Origin of the sequence: Rheinheimera lutimaris (assembly GCF_013283795.1) — a bacterium.
GTDB lineage: Bacteria > Pseudomonadota > Gammaproteobacteria > Enterobacterales > Alteromonadaceae > Alishewanella > Alishewanella lutimaris.
The window spans coordinates 75758-97261 of sequence record NZ_JABSOD010000006.1; the positions used below are offsets into that span (position 1 = coordinate 75758).

16 protein-coding genes are annotated in these 21504 nt (G+C 49.8%); all 16 read left to right on the plus strand.

Translation table 11 applies throughout. From position 1 onward, the window contains the following. Position 1 precedes the first annotated feature (1 nt). The gene (locus HRH59_RS07715; RefSeq protein WP_173500701.1) at positions 2–772 is read left to right on the plus strand and encodes a PP2C family protein-serine/threonine phosphatase; all 771 of its coding nucleotides are present in this window, start codon (positions 2–4) and stop codon (positions 770–772) included. Positions 773–853: 81 nt separating this feature from the next. After that, complete coding sequence (gene tssA / locus HRH59_RS07720) at positions 854–1948, plus strand: type VI secretion system protein TssA (RefSeq protein ID WP_173500702.1); 1095 nt, start codon at positions 854–856, stop codon at positions 1946–1948. A gap of 57 nt (positions 1949–2005) precedes the next feature. Then, positions 2006–2506, plus strand: a complete 501-nt coding sequence (tssB, locus tag HRH59_RS07725; protein ID WP_173500703.1) for a type VI secretion system contractile sheath small subunit — start codon at positions 2006–2008, stop codon at positions 2504–2506. Position 2507: 1 nt separating this feature from the next. After that, the gene (tssC, locus tag HRH59_RS07730) at positions 2508–4001 is read left to right on the plus strand and encodes a type VI secretion system contractile sheath large subunit (protein WP_173500704.1); all 1494 of its coding nucleotides are present in this window, start codon (positions 2508–2510) and stop codon (positions 3999–4001) included. Positions 4002–4087: 86 nt separating this feature from the next. Further along, positions 4088–5647: a type VI secretion system contractile sheath large subunit gene (tssC, locus tag HRH59_RS07735; RefSeq protein WP_173500705.1), complete on the plus strand. Its 1560-nt coding sequence runs from the start codon at positions 4088–4090 to the stop codon at positions 5645–5647. Positions 5648–5649: 2 nt separating this feature from the next. Further along, positions 5650–6450 (plus strand): type VI secretion system accessory protein TagJ, encoded by an 801-nt coding sequence (locus HRH59_RS07740; RefSeq protein ID WP_173500706.1) that lies wholly within the window; start codon positions 5650–5652, stop codon positions 6448–6450. A gap of 18 nt (positions 6451–6468) precedes the next feature. Further along, positions 6469–6960: a type VI secretion system baseplate subunit TssE gene (gene tssE / locus HRH59_RS07745; RefSeq protein ID WP_173500707.1), complete on the plus strand. Its 492-nt coding sequence runs from the start codon at positions 6469–6471 to the stop codon at positions 6958–6960. Beyond that, positions 6957–8789 (plus strand): type VI secretion system baseplate subunit TssF, encoded by a 1833-nt coding sequence (tssF, locus tag HRH59_RS07750; protein WP_173500708.1) that lies wholly within the window; start codon positions 6957–6959, stop codon positions 8787–8789. Before tssE ends, tssF begins: the two co-directional genes overlap by 4 nt. Continuing rightward, a complete protein-coding gene (tssG, locus tag HRH59_RS07755) occupies positions 8786–9790 on the plus strand; it encodes a type VI secretion system baseplate subunit TssG (RefSeq protein ID WP_173500709.1) in 1005 nt (334 codons plus the stop codon). The genes tssF and tssG overlap by 4 nt, the downstream gene beginning before the upstream one ends. A 20-nt stretch (positions 9791–9810) precedes the next feature. Next, a complete protein-coding gene (gene tssH / locus HRH59_RS07760) occupies positions 9811–12408 on the plus strand; it encodes a type VI secretion system ATPase TssH (protein WP_173500710.1) in 2598 nt (865 codons plus the stop codon). A 290-nt stretch (positions 12409–12698) separates the two neighbouring features. Further along, positions 12699–13178: an Hcp family type VI secretion system effector gene (locus HRH59_RS07765; protein ID WP_173500711.1), complete on the plus strand. Its 480-nt coding sequence runs from the start codon at positions 12699–12701 to the stop codon at positions 13176–13178. A 95-nt stretch (positions 13179–13273) separates the two neighbouring features. Further along, positions 13274–15088: a type VI secretion system tip protein TssI/VgrG gene (gene tssI, locus HRH59_RS07770; RefSeq protein WP_173500712.1), complete on the plus strand. Its 1815-nt coding sequence runs from the start codon at positions 13274–13276 to the stop codon at positions 15086–15088. 39 nt (positions 15089–15127) lie between these two features. Further along, on the plus strand, positions 15128–15421 hold the full coding sequence (locus HRH59_RS07775; RefSeq protein WP_173500713.1) for a PAAR domain-containing protein: 294 nt from the start codon (positions 15128–15130) through the stop codon (positions 15419–15421). 5 nt (positions 15422–15426) lie between these two features. Further along, the gene (locus tag HRH59_RS07780; protein ID WP_173500714.1) at positions 15427–16500 is read left to right on the plus strand and encodes a hypothetical protein; all 1074 of its coding nucleotides are present in this window, start codon (positions 15427–15429) and stop codon (positions 16498–16500) included. Continuing rightward, complete coding sequence (locus HRH59_RS07785) at positions 16497–17477, plus strand: hypothetical protein (protein WP_173500715.1); 981 nt, start codon at positions 16497–16499, stop codon at positions 17475–17477. Before HRH59_RS07780 ends, HRH59_RS07785 begins: the two co-directional genes overlap by 4 nt. A gap of 5 nt (positions 17478–17482) precedes the next feature. Further along, the gene (locus tag HRH59_RS07790) at positions 17483–21496 is read left to right on the plus strand and encodes an RHS repeat-associated core domain-containing protein (RefSeq protein WP_173500716.1); all 4014 of its coding nucleotides are present in this window, start codon (positions 17483–17485) and stop codon (positions 21494–21496) included. The last annotated feature ends 8 nt before the right edge of the window (positions 21497–21504 follow it).

A 21504-nucleotide genomic window follows, 5' to 3' on the forward strand; every position in this document is an offset into this window, starting at 1 on the left:
GATGAGACAGGTAGTATCCCATGCCCAAACACACAAGGGGCTGGTACGTAAATTAAATGAAGACGCCTGTTTGGATCTGGCTGACAGCGGTGTTTGGGTTGTCGCTGACGGCATGGGCGGACATGCTGCCGGAGATGTCGCCAGTCAGTTAGTTGTGGATGCGGTCAGAGTGGCGGTACAACGCAGTAATCAGCCATCGGTGCAATTGTTGACGGAAGCACTGCAGCAGGCAAACAGTGAACTATGCCGTTACAGCGAGCAACATTTACAGGGCAATACGGCCGGCTCTACCGTCGTGGTGTTGCTGATTGACAAGTTTTATTACCACCTGCTGTGGGCCGGTGACAGCCGTGGTTATTTGTTGCGGAATAACCAATTGCGGCAAATCACCCGCGATCACAGCCAGGTTAACGAGATGGTTGAGCAAGGTTTGCTACATCAAAACGAAGCAGAGCAACATGAATTGGCCAACGTTATTACCCGTGCCGTAGGGGTTGATACTGCGGTAACGATCGATGTCGTCAGCGGCGCCTGGCAGCCGGGGGATCTGTTTCTGCTGTGCAGCGATGGTCTGAATAAAGAGCTGACAGATCAAGAAATTTGCCAATACCTGGCGCATAACAATATTGCTGAAGCAAGCAGGGCATTACTGCATTCAACCCTGGTTGCCGGCGCACGCGACAATGTTACCTGTATTTTGGTAAAAGTTGACAATCAGGCTGGTTATGTTAATGAAAAGGATAAAACGATACCTGTTTATGCCAGACTGTAGAAAATAATAGTTAATTGTTGTCATCATTAAAACAATAAAGTAACATTATTCGCTGGATAACGTCTCATTTTGGTTGTTGTGATGGAATACAGTGAATTAATTGATTTTGAATTGTTAATTGAAGCGGTTGACCAAGCCAACCCTGCCGGCATTGATCCGCGTACTGATATCTCGCCGACGTCGCAGTATTACCAGTTTAAAGACAGCCGCGGTCAGGCCCGCGCTAATGAGCGGGCGTTATTGGCCGAGGAAGAAGACTTTCTCGCGCTGGCGTCAGACTGGCGGCCGTTAGCAGAGAAACTTCCCAATGTTTTGTGTACAGAAGTTAAAGATTTAGAGTATTCCGCCTGGTTAATTGAAGCATTGTGCCGAACTCATGGTTTTACAGGGCTGGCGGTGGGCTTTAAAACGACGCGTTTGTTAATAGAAAATTTTTGGCAACATCTGTATCCATTGCCTGATGAAGATGGCATGGAAGTTCGTATAGCACCTCTTATCGGCCTGAATGGTTATGAGGGGGATGGCGCGCTTATCACTCCTATTCTGAGTATTCCGCTGACAGAAGTTACTGCGTTTGGCCAATATGCTTGCTGGCAGTTTGAGCGTGCCTCTGACATCTCGCGTAAAGATGAAAAACGACAAAAGCAAAAAGCAGATGCCGGTATAGCCAGTTTGGAACAAATTAAAGATGCGGTAGCAGAATCTTCGCCGCCATTTTATCAACAGTTGAAACAACAAATTGAACAGGCAATTGCAGAGTTCTCGTTGTTGTCTCAAGCAATGGATAACGCCATGAATGGCGAACCGCAACCCACCAGTGCTATCAGCAAAACACTACAAAAATGCCTTGATGCCGTGAACTATCTGGCTGCTGATAAGTTGGCGCAGATGGCTAATCTAGTCAGCGATCACAGTGCAGAGCCGGCAGATGGGCAGCAGCTGCAGACGGATCCGGTACAGCAGCAGGTGCAAAGCCGGGAGCAGGTATTGAACAGTTTGAAGCAAGCGGCAGAGTTTTTTCGCAAAACAGAGCCGCATTCGCCTATTTCTTATGCGCTGGAGCAGGTAGTGCACTGGAGCGGGCTCACCTTACCCGAATTGCTGCAAGAGCTTATAGACGATAACAACAGCCGTAACCATTACTTCCGGCTGGCGGGGATCCCGCAACAGAAGTAGTGCCCGTTAAAGGGTATGAACTGCAACAAATAACAGCTGAGTAACAGGAGAGAGTCAATGGAAAGTATTCACAGTAAATTATCCAGGGTGCGTAAGCCCCGTGTGCATATTACTTATGACGTTGAAACAGAGGGAGCTGCGGTTAAAAAAGAGCTGCCTTTTGTTGTAGGCGTTATGGGTGATTTTGCCGGTCAGAACACTGAAGCCTTAAAGCCACTGAAAGACCGTCGTTTTGTCCAGATCGACCGCGATAACTTTGACGAAGTGTTAAAGCGGATGAATCCGAAACTGAGCTTTAAAGTGGATAACAAATTATCCGGTGATGGCAGTGAATTCAGTGTCGACCTCGAGTTTAAATCTATGCAGGACTTTGAGCCCGCAGCCATTGTTAAACAGGTTGAACCGTTAGATAAACTGATGGCCACGCGCAATAAATTACGCGACCTGATGACTAAAATTGACCGCTCAGAAGAGTTGGAGAATATTTTGGAGCGGGTACTGAACAACGATCAAGATCTGCAGAAGCTGGCGCAGGATCTGAGCATAGAGGACAAATAACATGAGTACGGAAGCGTTAGTAGAACAGCATGATAATGCTCAGGCGTCGGCCTCGTCTTTACTGGAGCAGGCTATCGGCGCAACGAAGCAAACTGATGCGTCGCGGGCAGAAGAGTTATTGCGTACCCTGACAGAAGAAGCGCTAAGCGGCACTGTCAGCTGGAACAAAAACTTAACTGTTACCTTTAATGAAGCCATTAACCGGCTGGATACCCTGATTTCAGATCAGTTAGCCGCTATTATGCACACGCCGGCGTTTCAAAAGCTGGAAGGCAGCTGGCGTGGCTTAAACCACCTGGTAATGAATTCTGAAACCAGTGCTTCGCTGAAAATCCGCATGATCAGCATGAGTAAGAAAGAGCTGTATAAAGATTTAAGCAAAGCGGTAGAGTTTGACCAGAGCCAAACCTTTAAAAAGGTCTATGAGTCTGAGTTTGGTACCCCGGGCGGTGAACCTTACGGCGCTATTATCGGCGATTACGAGTTTACCAACCATCCGGAAGACATCGAAACACTGACCTATATGTCGAATGTTTCTGCTGCCGGCTTTTGTCCGTTCCTGTCTGCTGCCTCACCGGCATTATTTGGCTTTGACGAATGGACCGAGTTGTCTAAACCGCGCGATCTGGAAAAAATCTTTGAATCGCTGGAATACACCAAATGGCGTTCATTCCGTGACAGTGACGACTCACGCTTTGTAACCTTAACTATGCCGCGCGTGCTGGCTCGTTTACCTTACGGCAGTGCTACCTGTCCGATAGAAGAGTTCGGTTTTGAAGAATTTGAACTTGACGGCCAAAAAGGTGTGGCAAAAACCACTGAGCATTCTGAGTATTGCTGGATGAACGCCGCTTATGTCATGGGCGCTAAACTGACCAATGCTTTTGCCCAATATGGCTTCTGTACCGCCATCCGTGGTGCTGAAGGCGGCGGTAAAGTAGAAGGCTTACCCAGCCACATCTTTATGAGTGATGATGGTGACCCTGATCTGAAATGCCCGACAGAAATTGGTATTACCGACCGGCGTGAAGCTGAGCTGGGTAAAATGGGCTTTTTACCGTTATGTCATTATAAAAACACGGATTACGCGGTGTTCTTTGGTGCCCAAACGGCACAGAAACCAAAGAAATACGACACACCTGAAGCCACTGCTAACGCAGCAATTTCTGCACGCTTACCTTACCTGATGGCAACCTCGCGTTTTGCGCATTACTTAAAGGTTTTGGCACGCGACAAAATCGGCAGCTTTATGGAAGCAGAAGATGTCGAAGTGTGGTTAAACCGCTGGATCTTAAGCTATGTCAATGCTTCTGAGGGCAGTGGTCAGGAAGTGCGTGCACGTTATCCACTGGCCGATGCCAAGGTGCAGGTACGTGAAATACCGGGCCGTCCGGGTTCTTATAATGCAGTGGCGTGGTTGCGGCCATGGTTACAATTGGAAGAACTGTCTACTTCGCTGCGTCTGGTAGCAAAAATCCCTGAAATGGGTGGTTAATAGCCGCTTTGCTGCCGGTTGAGATTATCCCCCTCAACCGGCGGCATAGCCGCATTATCCTACGCAGTTAAGTGGAAGAGAATGTCATGGCAGACGCAGTAAAATTTGTCTCACAGGATGTGTTTGACCAAGCCGCTGTTAGCAATACCCCGGCAGATGGTTTTAGCCAGCCGGCGTATACCCGGTTAGAACGCAGTGGTGTGTTGGCACGTTTTTTACGTGAGCCCGATCCGCTGGCGGCCATCTTGTATTGGCTGGAGCATGTTGCCGGCAGCAAAGTGTGCAGCAGTAATGTTGTCAGTGCTATGTTGTGTCGTGCTATCGCCGACATAGACCGACTGATTAACCTGCAACTCAATGACATTCTTCACCACAATCTGTTTCAGCAGCTTGAAGCCAGCTGGCGTGGTTTGCTGTATCTGACCGAGCAAACCGAGCGCCACGACCGTGGGCAAAAGGTTAAAGTAAAACTGCTGTCATTGTCATGGCCGGAACTGAGTAAAGATATCAGCCGGGCCATCGACTTTGACCAAAGTGATTTTTTCAAACTGATTTATGACAACGAATTCGATATGCCGGGCGGTGAGCCCTTTGGCGTATTAATCGGCGATTACCAAATCAGTCATAAGATCCGTCCAGGGCAACTGCATCATGATCTGGATACGCTAAAAGAAGTAGCCCGCACCGCTGCTGCTGCCTTTGCGCCCTTTATTTGTGCAGCGCATCCGTCGTTATTCGGAGTTGATCATTTCTCGGAACTTGGTCTGGTGTCAGACATTGGCAGTCAGTTTAAACAACCGGAATATGTGAAATGGCGTGCGCTCAGGGCAATGGAAGACGCGCGTTTTCTCGGCGTGGTATTGCCCCAGGTATTGATGCGCAGCCCCTATAAAGATGATGGCTCACGCACTGAAAGTTTTGTGTTTCGCGAGGCACTGGCGCGGCCGGAGCGCGATTATTTGTGGGGCAACGCAGCCTATGCATTTGCCGCTGTGTTAGTCAGAGCTTACAGCGAGTCCGGCTGGTTTGCGCAAATTCGCGGCATGAAAGCCGGCCAGCATAATTTTGGTTTAGTCAGTAATTTGCCGGCCAGCCGTTACGAAACCGAGAAATACCAGGCCACCAATAAACCGTCAGTTAATTTACTGGTTGGCCACAGATTTGAATCAGAGCTGTCAGATAACGGTTTTATTCCGTTATCTGTGGTGCCGTACAGCGACTATTTTGCCTTTTATAACAATGCATCGGTGCAACAAGCAAAAGTGTATGACGATAAGTTGTCCAGCGTAAACGCCAGATTGTCGGCGATGTTGCAATATATCTTATGTGTGGCGCGCTTTGCTCATTACATCAAAGTGATTGGCCGTGACAAAGTGGGTGGCTATCACTCAGCAGAGCAGTGCGAACAAGAATTACAGCGCTGGTTGCACAACTACACCACTGCATCTACGGATGCGTCAAACGATGTGCGGGCCCGTCACCCGCTGCGCGAAGCGCGTATCCAGGTACGGGAAAAACGCGGTGAGCCCGGTCGTTACTACTCCATTATTCAGCTGCAACCACATTTTCAGTTAGATCAAATGATTACTACTGTGAAGCTGGTTGCTGAACTGTCACCTAAACAAGCAGCTACTGCACGAGGTTAAACGTGAAATCATTACAGGCATTAATAAAACAAGGCGAACTGATTGCAGCTACCGAGCGTGCTGTGCAGTTATTGCGCGACGATCCTGCCAATGCAGATGTGCGCGCGGCTTTCATTGAACTGTTATGTATCCAGGGCGCTTTGGAAAAAGCCGATCAGCAACTGGATATGATGGTGCGCCAGCACCCGGATTATCTGGTAGGTGCGGTAAATCTGCGCCAGCTGATCCGCGCCGCATCGGCACGGCAGGATTTTTATCAAGGCGGCGTAACCGCTACTTTATTCGGACAGCCGGATGCCATGTTTGAAGCTCAATTGTCGCTGCGACTGGCACTGAAAGAGCAAGACAGCGCGGCGGCAGTTACCGCTGCGGCGTTGCTTGAGCAACTGCGTGACGCAACGGCTGTTGATGTTAACGGCGAAGCCTGTAATGACATCCGTGATTTAGATGACAGCCTGGCCGGTTATCTGGAGCTGTTTGGCACCGACGGACATTTCTATCTGGCGAAGTTCAGCGAAATAGACAGCCTGGACCTGAAAAAGCCTGAGTCGCTGCTTGATACCGTTTGGCGTCGTGCTGAAATCGTCATTAAAGACGGCCCGCAGGGGGAGGTTTTTGTACCGATGACCTATATCGGCAGTGTGCGCATTTCCGAGCGGATGGGCCGTGATACCGACTGGCAGCAGCATGATGAGAAGTTGGTTACCGGTGTAGGGCAAAAAATGTTATTGGCCGGCGAGCACGCACTGACTTTTTCTGAGCTGAAATCGCTGCGTCCGTCAGATACCGTGGTTACGCACTGATAGCGCGGAGCAACGTCGGTGAAACTGCATCAGAAACAGCCATTGCAACAGTCTTTGCTGGACCGGTTGATAGACGATACGCCGGGCCAAAAAGACAGTGGTCGCAGTCGGCGGGGGTTCGATTTAAAAGCATTGCGCCAAAGCGTGCGTCGCGATTTAGAGAATTTACTTAACAGCCGGGTGCAATGGCACACCTGGCCGGATAGCTACACCGAGTTGCCGCAAAGCTTGTTGAACTACGGCCTGCCGGATTTTTCGGTGATGGTTGTCGACTCCGACGAGGGGCGGCAGCAATTATGCCGCGCGGTAGAGCAAACCATCCGCCGTTTTGAGCCGCGTTTTGTCGATGTGGAAGTTACAGTGCCGGAGCAGGAGCATGATATGGAACGCGTATTGCGCCTGCGTATTCAGGCACTGCTGTACGCCGACCCTGAGCCGGAACACATTATGTTCGATTCGGAAGTGGAACCGGTGCATTTGGGGTTGACCATCAGAGATTATCAGGCATGAATGACGAGTTATTGAAGTATTACAATCGTGAACTGACTTATATCCGTCGAATGGGCGCCGAGTTTGCCGAGCAATACCCGAAAATTGCCGGTCGGCTGCGGATCAGCGAAGAAAATGTGGAAGATCCGCATGTGTCGCGCCTTATTGAAGGGTTTGCGTTGTTAACGGCGCAGATCCGGCAAAAGCTGGATGACAGTTTTCCGGAACTGACCGATGCTTTACTGGGCCAGCTGTATCCGGATTACCAGGCGCCAATACCGTCAACGTCGGTACTGAAACTGACCAGCCAGAACCTGTCAAATTCCGGCATTACGGTAAAGCGCGGCACAGAGTTTGAGACCCGCACCGACGGCCTTAAACCCTGTACATTTCAGGCATGCTACGACACAGATATCCTGCCGTTGGAAGTGGTAGCGGCCGAGTTTAAAAATGCGCCTTTTCATGCACCGCGCCCGCCGGTACAACAAAGTGCTAAAGCACTGTTAAAGTTGGATTTGGCCTGTGAATTTGAAAAAACGGCAATGCATGAGCTGGATGTCAGTAAGTTGCGGTTTTATCTTAATGGTCAGCGCCATCATGTGTATCGTTTGTATGAGCTGCTGCTGAGCAAATTGCTTGCGGTGGGTATAGCACCTGCCGGCAACCCTGAAGCTATCCGTTTTATGCCGGCCGGCCAGCTGCAGGCCATTGGTTTTGCCGATGAGCATCAGGTTGTGCCTTATAGCCAGCGAAGCTTTGCCGGCTACCGTTTATTGATAGAACAATTCTTATGTCCGGAAAAGTTTTTGTTTGTTGAATTACAACAACTGGACCCGGATTGGCCGCAAATAGCCGATAAGTTTGAATTGTATTTTTACCTTGCCGATGGTGCAGATGAACTGGAGCGGCATATTACCGCAGACAGTATGCTGCTTGGGTGTACACCGGTGATTAACTTATTCAGCCAAAAGCTGGAGCCGGTCAATCTGGATGCGTCACAGTACGAATACCGGCTGGTGCCACGTTATCTTGATGCCGATGTCTGCGAAGTGATCCGTATTGAGCAGGTGCAGGCTTTTGACCCTTTTGGCAATGAAGTAACGCTGAATCCGTATTACAGCCAGGGCCATCCGGACTACCTGCAGCAACAAGATATGTTCTGGCACAGCCGGCGTGAATTTGCCGACTGGGCCGGCGGCTATTCTGAAACCGGCACCGAGATGTATTTGTCGGTGGTGGACAGAAAGTTTCAGGGCGTAAACGCCGGAGATACAGGCAAAGATTGGGTTGTCCAGGTGCAGGCCTTGTGCAGTAACCGCAATTTGCCGGCTTACCTGCCGTTTGGCGGTGGTGAACCGCGTTTTAATATCAGCAAGCATGCGGATGTGATTAAAGAAGTGCGTTGTCTGTTAGCACCTACGGCCAGTGTAAGGCCGGCATTGCAGGAAGCCAGCCGTTGGCAGCTGGTTAATCATTTAACTTTGAATCATTTTACCGGCGATGATGCATTAAGCCGGTTAAAAGAAACACTGCAGTTATACGACTTTCGCTGCACGCCGGAATCTAAAGCGTTAATTGATGGTATTTGCAAATTACAGATCAGTTCCGGCAGCGCGCGGGTAAGCCATCAGGGGCGGGTTGCGGTGTGCAGTGGCAGCGAAATTCTGCTGGAGTTTACCCAATCATCTTATGCCGGCAGCGGTATTTACTTTTTCGCTAATATTCTGGATGTGTTTTTTGCCCAGTACGCCACGGTAAACAGTTATACGCGGTTAACCGTGAAACTAAAAGATCACGAGCAGTTATATCACCGCTGGCCGGCACGCTCCGGTACTAAGGTATTGCTGTGAAACCGGAATTATTAAAACAAAATCCGTCAGAGTTTGATTTTTATCAGGCGGTATATTCGCTGGAGCGTCAGTTTGGCAGCGAGCATAAACGCTGGCAGGGCGTTGGCCGTGACGGGTTTCCGAAGAAAGAACTGGTGCGGTTTAAAAGTGTGCAACATCTGGGTTTCCCGGGGCAGCCGGTGACAAAGGTAGAAAGTCGCACGGCACAAATGGAAAACCCGCAGCATGACGCCGTGGCAATGCATGTCAGTTTTATGGGTTTAACAGGGCCCAGCGGCGTGATGCCGCAGCATTACACTGAAATGGTGTTGCAGCGACTGAAGCAGCGCGACAAAACCATGCGCGACTTTTTTGATCTGTTTAATCACCGCTTGATCTCGCTGTATTACCGCGCATGGGAAAAGTACCGCTTTGCCTGCCAGTATGAAATTTCGGCTCCGGAGCAAGACAGTTTCAGTACGGTGTTAAAAACCCTGTCCGGTGCCCGCCAGGCATTAAGTCTGTATTACGCCGGGGCATTCAGTCAGCACAACCGCAGCGCGCAGCAATTGACGCAAATTCTGACCGAGTTGTTAAAAACGCAAGTGGCGCTGCAGCCATTGCAGGGGCGCTGGTTAACGCTGCAAAAAGATGAGCAAAGCCGGCTGGCAATGCGGCTGCTACCGCAGGGGCAACATGCCGGCCTGGGGATGTCTGCCATGCTGGGCGGTAGGGTGTGGGATATCAGCTCGGCAATTGAATTAGTTATTAATGTACCTGCCGGTCGTGGGGCGCAGTTGCTGCCCGGCAGTTATCAACACGCACTGATCAGTACCGTATTGGCAGATTTTCTGCCGGCTGCACTCAGAGTGCGCATTACATTGGTTGGCCAACGGCGGGATTTTCCCTCCGCGCAGTTGGGCAAACGTTCCTTAAGTCTTGGTCAGAGCGGCAGTTTGTCGGTCAGAACCGCAGTACAACATCAGCTTACCCGGCTCAGTTATCAATTGGCCCGGCCTTAGTTATTGCACAGGAAGCATATATGTCTACTACAACGTTAAAAAGTCTGGTTGAAAAATTAAACCCGGCCAGCCGCCAATCTTTGGAAGCGGCGACGGCGCGTTGCCAATCACGCAGCCACTACACTGTTGAAATTGAGCATTGGCTGGATGCCATGCTGGAACAAGCTGACGGCGATATGCAATTATTGCTGCGTAGTTTTGCTATTTCTGTTGATACCGTAAAGCAACAGTTGCAACAAGCGCTGGAGCAAATGAAAACCGGTAACAACGCTTTACCGGGGATCTCAGTGCAGCTGATTAACTTGCTGCGAACCAGTTGGTTAAGCACCACTATTGAATTTGCTGATCAGCAGATCCGCTCAGCCTATGTTATCTACACCTTGCTCAAAGATGACAGCATGGCAGCATTGCTTAGTCGTCGTGTACCGGCGTTGGATAAAATCGACACGGCAGAGCTGTTACGGGTGTGGCCACAATTAGCGCAGCAAAGTGCAGAGCAACAGGGCAGCGTAGCAGCAACAGCAAAAACTGCCGGCGGTAAAACGCCGTCGCTGGATCAATTTACCACTGATCTTACCGCACAGGCGCGATTGGGAAAGATAGATCCGATCGTTGGCCGCGATGACGAGATCCGCCAAATGATTGATATTCTGACGCGTCGGCGGCAGAACAACCCGATCCTGACCGGAGAAGCCGGCGTTGGTAAAACAGCCGTAGTGGAAGGTTTAGCGCTGAAAATTGTCGCCGGTGAAGTGCCGGACAAACTGAAAAATATCAGTTTGCGGGTGCTGGATTTGGCACTGCTGCAAGCAGGTGCCGGCATGAAAGGCGAGTTTGAAAACCGGCTGAAAAATGTCATCAAAGAAGTGAACAGCTCTGCCACACCGGTGATCCTGTTTATTGACGAAGCACACACCATGATTGGCAGTGGCGGCCAGGCCGGCCAAAATGATGCGGCCAATCTGTTAAAGCCTGCTTTAGCACGCGGTGAGCTGCGTACCATAGCGGCGACAACCTGGGCTGAGTATAAAAAATATTTTGAAAAAGATGCGGCGTTGGCCCGACGTTTTCAGGTCGTAAAAGTGGAAGAGCCAACGCCGGAATTGGCTGTGGTGATGATGCGTGGCTTATTACCGGTAATGGAGCAGCATCATTTGGTGTCAATAACCGGGGAAGCGTTACGTGCTGCGGTTAACTTGTCTCACCGCTATATTAATGGCCGCCAACTGCCGGATAAAGCCGTTGGTTTATTAGATACGGCTTGTGCCCGTGTCGCTATGAGTCAGGATGCGGTACCGGGCCCGGTAGAAGATCAACAGCGCAAAGTAACGCAACTGCAACAGGAAATCGATATTCTGCAGCGCGAGCAACGCCTCGGTGTTAATCATCATGAAGTGTTGCAGGAGTTAGCGCAGAAGTTAACTCAGGCAGTGCAGCTACTGGAAACCCTGCAACAACAATGGCAGCAGCAAAAAGCTCTGGTAGCAGAAGCCCGCGAATTGGCAACACAATTAACGGCAGAACAGCAAACAGCAGATTCGCCACTATTAGCACGTTTGCAGCAAATAAAAGCAGATTTTGCCGATATCGCCGATCCTATGGTGCATTGGCAGGTAACCGAAGAGCTGGTTGCTGAAGTAATTTCCGACTGGACCGGCATACCGCTGGGCAAAATGCAGGCCGACGAAATAAATACAGTACTGGCCTTAAATACCTTTTTACAGCAAAGAGTTATTGGCCAGGACCATGCGCTGGAACTGATTGCCCGCACGGTGCAAACCTCGCGGGCGCAGCTGGCTGATGAAAGCAAGCCAAATGGCATCTTCTTGTTAACCGGCCCCAGTGGGGTAGGTAAAACCGAGACTGCTCTTGCCCTGGCTGAGCAGGTATATGGCAGTGAAGAGCAGCTGACTATCATCAATATGTCAGAGTTTAAAGAAGAGCATAAAGTGTCGTTGTTGCTGGGCTCGCCACCAGGTTACGTTGGCTATGGCGAAGGAGGTGTGCTAACTGAAGCCGTGCGTCGTAAACCTTACAGCGTGATCTTATTAGACGAGATGGAAAAAGCGCATCCCGGGGTGCAGGACATTTTCTACCAGGTATTTGATAAGGGCACCATTAAAGATGGTGAAGGCCGCGATATCGACTTTAAAAACACCATTATCATCATGACGTCGAATGTGGGTACTGATACCACGATGCGTTTGTTTGAAGACCCGGAAACTGCACCGTCAACCACCGGGCTGGCAAAGGCGCTGAAAGACGACTTGTTAGCCGTATTTAAACCGGCTTTTCTTGGTCGTTTAAACCTGATCCCTTATTTACCGCTGGATAACGCTAAGTTAGCCATTATTGCCGGCTTGCAACTGGGCCGGATTGAAAAACGCCTCAGCCGTAATTACCGCGCAGGCTTCAGTTACAGCCCGCAAGTGACAGAGCTGATAGTCAGCCAATGTCTGGATGCCGGCTCGGGTGCCAGAACCATTCATAACATTTTGCAAAACCAGCTGTTGCCGGAGCTGTCAGTACGCATTTTACAACGTGTGGCTAAACAATTACCGGTTAGTGCTGTAGCGCTGGACGTGCAGGATGGCGCCTTTAGTTATGTTGTGCAGTGATGGAATTCTCACCTGCAAGGCGAAATAAGTGGTTGGAAAGAAAGAAAAGTAAAAAAATAGGCAGTTAAATAGTTAATAATGTGTTGTCAATGTTTTGTTTGGCGATATAATTTGTGAAGTTTAAAAACATACTGATATTTTATGTTTACGTAGTGGTTAAGTGATTAATGTATTGCTTTTATTATGTAAGCGTGGTGGTTTTTAACGTTTTGTCCTGGTTAACTAGTGACCCGGGCTAACCTTGATGTCCAATATCGGGCACCTGTTTAAATATGCAAAAGGAGCATAGCATGCAAGCAAATACCTACCTGAAATACGGCGCAATCAAAGGCGAAACGACCGCTGAAGAGTTCAAGGACATGATCACTGTGTTGTCATTGGACTGGGGTACTCAGCGTGAACTGAGCTCATTCACCGGCACCGCAATGGACCGTGAAGCCAGCGCTACCCGTTTAAACGATATCGTTATTACTAAGCTGCAGGACAAAGCGTCTCCGGACCTGTTCAAAGAAGCGACCATCGGTAAAGGTCAAAAAGCTGTGTTCCACATCACCAAACAAGGCGATAAAGTGGAAGAGATCATGAAAATCGAATTAACTGATGCGATGATCAGCAGCTATCAGATGTCAGTATCGGGCGACCGTCCGGTAGAAACTATCGTTATCAGCTACACCGAACTGATGATGACTGTTACACCTACAGATGACAAAAACAACGTTACTGCACCGTTGGTATACGGTTACAGCGGCGTTAAAGGTTCTAAGCTGTAAGCTAAACCGGTTAACTGGTGTGGCTTGCCACACCAGTTTTCTTTTGTATTACTTTTTTACCGATCATCTTACCAGTAATCAGTTGAGGCGAATGGATGCAACAGGCAACCCAGGACAAGAACAGCATCAAAATTGACACGCCGCTTGGCAAAGATGCATTGATTTTAACCCGGTTTGTATTTAGCGAGGGGCTGTCACAACTGTTCAGCGTTAAAGCTGAAGTGTATGGCAACGGTCGTGAAATCAAACCCGCTGAGCTGATCGGTAAAGAAGTAACCATTACGCTGGAGTTAGGTGGCAAAAAGCAGCGTTATATTCATGCTGTGGTAGCAGACGTAACAGCTTTAGGTGCCAGAGTAAGCAAAGAGGCGGCAGAAGCCGAGTACCGTGATTACAGCCTGCAGCTGGTAGCCAGTGCCTGGTATATGCAGCACAGAATTAACAGCCGTATTTTCCGTAAGAAAAATGTGCTGAAAATAGTGGAGCAGATAGCCGGTGAGCATGGTGTAAAAATTGACGTTGCGGCAAAAGTGCAGGGCAGTTACCCCGACTACGATTTTAAAGTGCAATATGAAGAAAATGATCTGGATTTTATTCAGCGTTTACTGCAACAAGAAGGCATATTTTACTACTTTGAACACACTAAGAGCGCACATAAACTGATACTGGCTGATAAAGCTACGGCTTATGAACCCTGCGCTGAAGCAAAAGTTAAATTTAATAACGGCAGTTTGGCAGAAGCGCATATTCATCACTGGCAAAAAGCGCTGGTTATGGCGCCGGGTAAATATGTACAACGTGGTTTTGATTTAAAAAAGCCTGCGTCTTTACCTACCGGCGAAGCGAACAAAGGCCGGTTAGTCAGTGGCCATGCTGATTATGAAGTGTTTCATTATGATGCTGAGTCTGAATTTCATCCACGTTCCAAGCATATTGCCGATATCCGGCTTGAAGCTTTGCAACGCGATATTGAGCGCCGTACCGGTGCAAGTAACTGCAGAAGCTTCAGCATCGGCAAAACCTTTACTTTAACTGAGCATGAAGATAAATCCGAAGCCGGCAAACAGTATGTCATTACTGAATTAGTGTTAACGGCGGCTATTGCCAGCCAAACCGGTGCGGCAAAAACGACCCAACAGCAGATCAGTAATACGTTCTACTGTGTACCGAAAGACGTTGCTTACCGGCCACATCTGAGTCTGGTAAAGCCATTAATTACCGGTGTGCAAAGTGCTACCGTTACCTGTAAAGGCAGCGAAGAAATTTCAGTCGATGAACTGGGCCGCGTTACGGTGAAGTTTCACTGGGACCGCAGCGATATTACAGATCACGAAAGCTCCTGCCCAATCCGCGTAAGTCAAAACTGGGCGGGTAAAAACTGGGGCGCGTTTTTCTTTCCGCGCCGCGACCAGGAGGTATTGGTTGAGTTCTTAAACGGCGATCCGGACCAGCCGGTAATTATCGGCGCTGTGTACAATTCCGACCATATGCCACCTTACAGTTTGCCTGATGAAAAAACACAAAGCGGTATTAAAACCCGCTCCAGTAAGGGCGGTGGCGCAGCTAATTTTAACGAAGTACGCTTTGAAGATAAAAAAGGCGAAGAGCTGCTTTATTTGCATGCCGAAAAAGATTTTGAGCTGCAGGTTGAAAACAATCAGACCGACATGGTGGGTAAAGATCGTCTTACCACAGTAAAAGGTAATGATACTGAAACGGTGAATAAAGACCGTAAAAACACCATTGATGGTAATGACAGTCTGAAGGTTGGCAAGAAACTGGTGATTGATGCCGGTGATGCAATCACCATTAAAACCGGTGCTGCGTCCATATCGATGAAGAGTGATGGCTCTATCGATATTAAAGGCGTCAATATCACCATTAAAGGCAGCAAAGTCAGTATTAATTAAGCGGTGTAAGCTCGCTTCAGGCAGACAGGATAAGTCAGAATGGCAAAACCCGCAGCAGTAATAGGTTGTATGCATGTTTGCCCAAAGGTTGACCCAGGGCCAAAGCCGCATGTAGGCGGGCCGGTAATACAGGGGTCGCCTAACGTGGCTATTTGCGGCATTCCGGCCGCACGTAAAGGCGATAAATTAGTGTGCATAGGCCCGCCGGATACGATCAGCGGCGGCTCTGCCACTGTATTCATTAATGGCAAAAATGCGGCCAGATTGGGCGACGATACCGCTCATGGCGGCAAAATTGTTGTTGGTGTGCCTACTGTATTTATTGGTGGGTAGACGCCATGCTGTTGGTTGAAAATGTACAGCAACAATTGCAATTATTAGTGCGCCAACGTTTAACGTTAATACATAACCGCTACAGCGGCTTTGCGCAATTACGCCAACATGATTACCGTTTGCTTGATTGTGTGCAGTTAGCGTCAGATTGTGCTGCCGACAGCACTGCACCGGGCTGGTTAAACTGGTTGCTGGCAGCAGATCGCTCAGTGCTGTTAAGGCCGGAAGCGTTAAGCGAATTTGAGCAGCAATCTGATATCTGGTTGTTGTTACATGAATTAAAAATTCGGCGCAGTCCCGGGCTTAAGCAAGCTGTTCTGGCGCAGTTGCAGGCTGAAAACACTGCTGAAACCGATCTCTATCTGAGGCTGGCTGCACGCTTACAGTTAACGTTCAACCCGTTTGATACAGCGCTTGCATCTACACCGGATGCCACTACACCGGAAGTATTGTGGTATGTAGCCTGCAGCGGGCAGTTGTCTTTATTGCCCGCACTTATAGCTTTTACACAGCAGCTGTCAGCAGATAATCCGCTGTTGCCATGTTGCCATCTGGCGATTTACCTGTTGAACGATAAAGCGCAGCAGAAAACAGATGAAGCAGAGCTTGCACTGGCATTAGCGGCTACAAGGCAGTTAAGCCATCAGACACTTATGTTGTTGATGGCCGGAGCATCCGATACGGTACAAAGCAGGGTTATTAATCAACTTAGCAATAATAGCGGTACTGCCAATATGGCAATAGCCGCTATGGGCTACAGCGGTCAGTTAAAGTTTGTGCCGTTGTTGCTTGAGTTGGCGCAGGCAGATGACAGCCGTGAAGTGGCAACAGACAGCCTGACAGTATTGTTGGGTAGTATTGAAGCCGACAGTTTGTTATCTGCACCACAACTTGTAACAGATTTTCAACTGCCGCCGGCCGGCGCGCGCCAACTTGGCGGTAGCCATATCAGTTCGGCGCAGTTGGCGGGGATATGGCAAGGTGGTAATACGCAGCAACGTCAACTGGTGGCGTGTTATCGCAGCCTTGCGACTGCCGGTACACCTCTTTCAGATGCCTGTGCGTTGACTACAGCATGATGAATATTGCGCAGCAAGCGGGGTTAGCGATCACGCAGGTAGCAATGACACTGGGCATTGCGCAGGACAGAGCGCAGGCATTAGCGTTGGACGTTATTACACCGCAGCCTGAGCTGATTGATTGGCAGGGTGTAAAGGTGCCGGTTGCCTTTGTTGCGCCGTTAGCGCCGGATGAGAGCCGCAATGAGCGGCTGTTAGTATTGTTGCAGCGCTTATTGGCGCAACCTTGTTGTCCGCAGCAGCACGATACCGTGTATCTGGTGTTGCCGGAGTATGCCGGCAGCGACAACAGCGAGCTTAATGCCTTGCTGCAAATGATTATGCGCCGTTTCCCGCAGTTACTGCAATCGGCAGATTGCCGGGTGTTTCCCTATGGCAGTGCCGGTGCGCTGATGGCATTGGCTGCTGCCGCTGCGCAGTTACAACAGGGCGCACAAAACGCAGTGTGGCTGTTAGCGGTCGATAGCATGGCAAGCTCAGCTGTATTGTCACATTATGCCGGCACTGATAGTTGGAATGGTGTGCTGTCTGAAGGTGCGGTGGCATTGTGTTTAACTGCTGACGGAGCGGGCAGCAGGCTGGTTTTCAGTGGCAGTGATGCGTCCCCCTTAGCAAAGGGCACGGATGACCCGGCCATGGCGGCGCTGTTTATGCAGGTGGCCGCCGCGGTCTCGCAACCGTTGCAGCAACTGTATTTGCCGGACAGCGGCGATGACGATGCTACTGCGCGTTGGCTGGGGCAATATCAGCATCTGCACGGTGCGGTACAACTGACAACAGAGTTTGTGTTTCCGTCTTACGCCACTGGTGAATTAGGCGCCTGCGGCGGTTTATACCGGCTGTGGCATTTGATGCAGGCACAGAAACAGGGGCGTCTTCAGGGGTTAACTTTGCAGTGTGAGCTGTCAAACCGGTTGTATCGTGCTGTTGCGATACTCACTCCGGCACCAGCGTTTTCTGACAACAAGGAAGTATAAACAGCATGGCCAGCTTCGAAATAAAAAACACCTTTGGTACTGTGGTGTGCTTTAGTCACACTGCGGCAGAAGCCAAAGGTACGGTGCAAACGTTTGTCTCTGTTGTGCAGGCAGAAGCGTTTTTGCGCAGTAACTTCCCGAATTTTAATACTGCCGACAGCAGCCTTTCACGGGTTTACACCTGGTTTAGCGGCAAAGCACACCATAGTACGGCTGTTGCAGCCAAAAGTCAGGTATACCGGGAATTGGCGCAAGCCATTGCCGGCGGAGAATTGTCGCTTAGTGTAAAACAAGCGAAGCAAGCGGAGATCATCAGCGAGCCTGCAGCGCCTGCTGCAAAGACACAGAGCAAGGCGGCAAACCCCGGTGGAAAAAGTGCTGAACAAGCCCCACAGAGCGGGCAGTCTGCAGCGAATATCAGCGCAGGTAGCAACGCCGCCGGCACCGTAAGCCCTGCCAGCAGCGATATCGCCTTTGAGGGCGATCCGGTGGCGATGTGTAGCGGTGAAGAAGTGCTGGAGTTAACCGATTTTGCCTTATCAGGGCCACTGCCATTGCAGTTTAAGCGCACCTATCGCTCCGGTCAAAGCCATGAAAATATTGGCCTGGGTTTTGGTTGGCGCAGTAATTTTCATTTACAGATTGTGGCAGAGCCTGAAGCACAAGGCACAACACAATTGGTGTTACATAATGAAGAAGGCCGCCGCTTGCTTTTTACGCCGGTTGCGGCCGGGCAAACCAGTTATCAACTGAGTGAAGGCCTGGCGCTACGCCATGAAGAAAATGGTAGCCAGGTGTTATTGCGACCGGATAACACCCACTGGGTGTTTGTGCCGGTAAAAGCCGATGTCAGGCAGCCGCAGCGCTGGGCACTGCATCAGATTTTTGACAGCCTGGGAAACTACCTGCAACTGTATTACGACCGTTTCGGCCGGCTTAGCCGCATAGATCATACCCGTAAGCGCGGTATAGAGCTGCACTACAACGCGGCGGGGCTACTCAGTCGGATTGACGCCGTTGAGCAAACCGCAGAAGGCCTTAAAGCGCTGGATGTGCTGTTGGCGCAATATCAATATGATGAACAGCGCGATTTAACAGCCGCCACTAATCTGGCCGGCCAAACAGAACAATATGCTTATCAGGGCCATTTATTAACCGGGCGTTGCCGTGCCAGTGGCTTTAAACATTATTTCAGCTGGCAAGGCGAAGGCCCGGCAGCCCGCTGCAGCCGCAATTGGGGTGATGACGGCTATTACGATTATAAGTTTGACTATGATGACAATCAGCGTTTAGCCATCAGCACCGACAGCCGTGGCCAACGCTGGCAGTATTTTCATAACGAGCGTAATCAACTGATTAAAAAAGTAGCCCCAGATGGTGCAACCTGGCTTTACAGTTGGAATAGTCTGGGAAAAAAGAGCGCGGAAACAGCACCGGATGGCAGCGTTACCCGCTACTACTTTAACGATGTGGGCCAGCTTATTACTGTAGAGCAGGCCGACGGTGCTATCAGCCACTTTCAATACAATGAACTGGGCCAACGCAGCGGTTTTACCGACGCAGAAGGCCGGCACTGGCAGCGTGAATACAGTGCCGGAGGTTTATTAAAAAGCGAAACGCGGCCTGATGGCAGTATCAACCGGTATCAGTACAATCAGGATGGGCAACTAACCCAACTGCAGCATGCCGATGGTCGCGTTGAACATTATTTATGGAATGAAGAAGGTCAGTTACTGGCCCGTAAACAAGGAGACGCTGTAAGCCGTTTCAGCTATGACAAGTTGGGCCGGTTAAACGGCGCGGTAGATGCTGCCGGCCTGGTAACGGAGTATCAGCGCGACGCCAGTGGCAATATTACTTCACAGCGCAGCTATAGCGCTGACGAGCCGCAACACGCCGTTACAGAGCAATTCAGTTATGACGCGGCCGGCCGTTTAACCGGGCGGCATAATGCGTTGGCGCAGCATACCCAATGGCTGTATGAAGGCTTAAGCCAGCCCGTTAAGCAGTTGCAGGCTGATGGCAGTGCACTGAATTACGAATATGATAAAGAGCGCAATCTTACTGCAATTATGCGCAGCGATGGTGCGCGCTACCAACTGGATTATGACGGCCTGGAGCGGCCGGTAAAGTTGCAGGGTTTCGATGGCCGCGTGCAGCAATATCAATATGACATTAACGGTAATGTCAGTGCGCTTAGCGATGGCAGTAAGCGTCAGCTCAGAGTAAAGCGTGACAACCGCGGCCGTATTATTGAACAAACCGCACTGTTTGGCCGGCAATTGGCCAGCAACCATTTCCACTATGACAAACTGGGCCGGCCATTGCGGGCCAGCAATGCCCAGCGCAAACTGCGCTTTGCCTATCACGCCAACGGTCAGCTGAGCGAGCAGTGGCAAGATGACTGGCGAACCTTGCACCATTATGATGGTGCCGGCCGGCGCCAATGCACCGTGCTGCCTGATGGCACAGCGTTGGATTATCGTTATAACGAACAAGGCTTATTATCGCAGTTAGCGTTGGATCAACAGCCGCTATTGTGGCGAAGTTTTGATGCCGCAGGGCGTGAAACGGCGCGTGAATACAGCAGCGGTTTGCAGCTGTCTCAAAAGTTTGATGCCTTTAATCGTTTAACCACTCAGCAATGGCAATACAACACAGAAGAGAGTGCTGCACAGCAGCTACGGCAGTATAGTTACAGCGCCTTGCATCAGTTGTTAAAGGTAACGGATAACCAGGCCGGTGACACGGAGTATCAGTACAACAGCCTTGATCAACTGGTACGCAAAACACACAGCAGCGATAACAAGCAAAGCGAGCAGCATCAGTGGGACAGCTTCGGTAATCCTGTCGGCGAGACAGTAGAAGTAAAGCAAGACCGCTTGCTGCGCTATCACGACAACCAGTACCAATATGATGACAGTGGCAATCAGTTAACTGCCATAGCGCCCGGCAAACGCCAGCAGCGCGAGTTTAACGGCTTTAACCAGCTAACGGCGCTAAGTGGCGGTGCCGGCAACAGTTCCGGTGATGTAACGCGTTACGAATATGACGCCTTTGGCCGGCGCAGTGCTAAGATAACCGGCTCAGGTCGCACCGATTATCTGTGGGAAGGCAACACCCTTATCGGTGAATATAGCCAGGGTGAATTCAGCTGGTATATCTATGAGCCAAGCAGTAATAAACCGCTGGCATTGGTTAAACAAGGCCGGGTGTATTTTTACCAGTTAGACCAGCTTGGTACACCACTTAGTTTAACCGACAGCGAAAACAACATCGTCTGGCAAGCGCATTACAGCGTGTTTGGTAAAGCCATGGTAACGGTGAATAAAATTGATAACCCCATCCGCTTTCAGGGCCAGTATTTTGATAACGAAAGTGGGCTACACTACAACCACTTCAGGTACTACGACCCGGAGACCGGCCGCTTTATCAGCCAGGACCCGATAGGGCTGTTAGGTGGTATAAACCACTACCAGTACGCACCGAATCATATTAACTGGATTGACCCATTGGGGCTGAGTTGCAAAGAGGCAGTTGCGGCTGCTCCCCAAGGGCCTTTCCAGACAATACCCGAGAATTATGATCCGTTAACTGACACTTATACTGGTGTCGATATTAACTTGTTTTCATCGAATGAAAATATTCATAATTACGCAAAGAAGGTTAACAATACTGCATCGGTGTTAAGGGTAGGGGCGCATGGAGATCCAACACAGATTGTTGACAGTATAGGGTTGACAGTTTCAGCTAAGAAACTTGCATCGATGATAAAAGCTCATCCAAAATATCAGGACGGTATGATGGTAGATCTGCTGTCTTGTAACACTGGTAAAGGAGAGAACAGTTATGCTCAACAGTTAGCCGAAGAGCTTGGTTCACCAGTGCGAGCGCCAGATGAATTTCTTTGGTATTACTCTGATGGAAAATTAGCTCCTATGGGTATGACTGATGCCGGTGACATGGATATGTCTAAACCAGGTAAAATTCATACTTTTACGCCGAAAGGTACTAAATAGAACTATTC

Excerpts from the sequence above, each read along its gene's own strand:
- HRH59_RS07780 (WP_173500714.1), top strand. The coding sequence starts at position 15,427 with ATGCTGTTGGTTGAAAATGTACAGCAACAATTGCAATTATTAGTGCGC.
- HRH59_RS07775 (WP_173500713.1), top strand. The coding sequence starts at position 15,128 with ATGGCAAAACCCGCAGCAGTAATAGGTTGTATGCATGTTTGCCCAAAG.
- HRH59_RS07715 (WP_173500701.1), top strand. The coding sequence starts at position 2 with ATGAGACAGGTAGTATCCCATGCCCAAACACACAAGGGGCTGGTACGT.
- tssH (WP_173500710.1), top strand. The coding sequence starts at position 9,811 with ATGTCTACTACAACGTTAAAAAGTCTGGTTGAAAAATTAAACCCGGCC.
- tssB (WP_173500703.1), top strand. The coding sequence starts at position 2,006 with ATGGAAAGTATTCACAGTAAATTATCCAGGGTGCGTAAGCCCCGTGTG.
- HRH59_RS07790 (WP_173500716.1), top strand. The coding sequence starts at position 17,483 with ATGGCCAGCTTCGAAATAAAAAACACCTTTGGTACTGTGGTGTGCTTT.
- HRH59_RS07785 (WP_173500715.1), top strand. The coding sequence starts at position 16,497 with ATGATGAATATTGCGCAGCAAGCGGGGTTAGCGATCACGCAGGTAGCA.
- tssC (WP_173500704.1), top strand. The coding sequence starts at position 2,508 with ATGAGTACGGAAGCGTTAGTAGAACAGCATGATAATGCTCAGGCGTCG.
- tssC (WP_173500705.1), top strand. The coding sequence starts at position 4,088 with ATGGCAGACGCAGTAAAATTTGTCTCACAGGATGTGTTTGACCAAGCC.
- tssA (WP_173500702.1), top strand. The coding sequence starts at position 854 with ATGGAATACAGTGAATTAATTGATTTTGAATTGTTAATTGAAGCGGTT.
- tssF (WP_173500708.1), top strand. The coding sequence starts at position 6,957 with ATGAATGACGAGTTATTGAAGTATTACAATCGTGAACTGACTTATATC.
- tssI (WP_173500712.1), top strand. The coding sequence starts at position 13,274 with ATGCAACAGGCAACCCAGGACAAGAACAGCATCAAAATTGACACGCCG.
- HRH59_RS07765 (WP_173500711.1), top strand. The coding sequence starts at position 12,699 with ATGCAAGCAAATACCTACCTGAAATACGGCGCAATCAAAGGCGAAACG.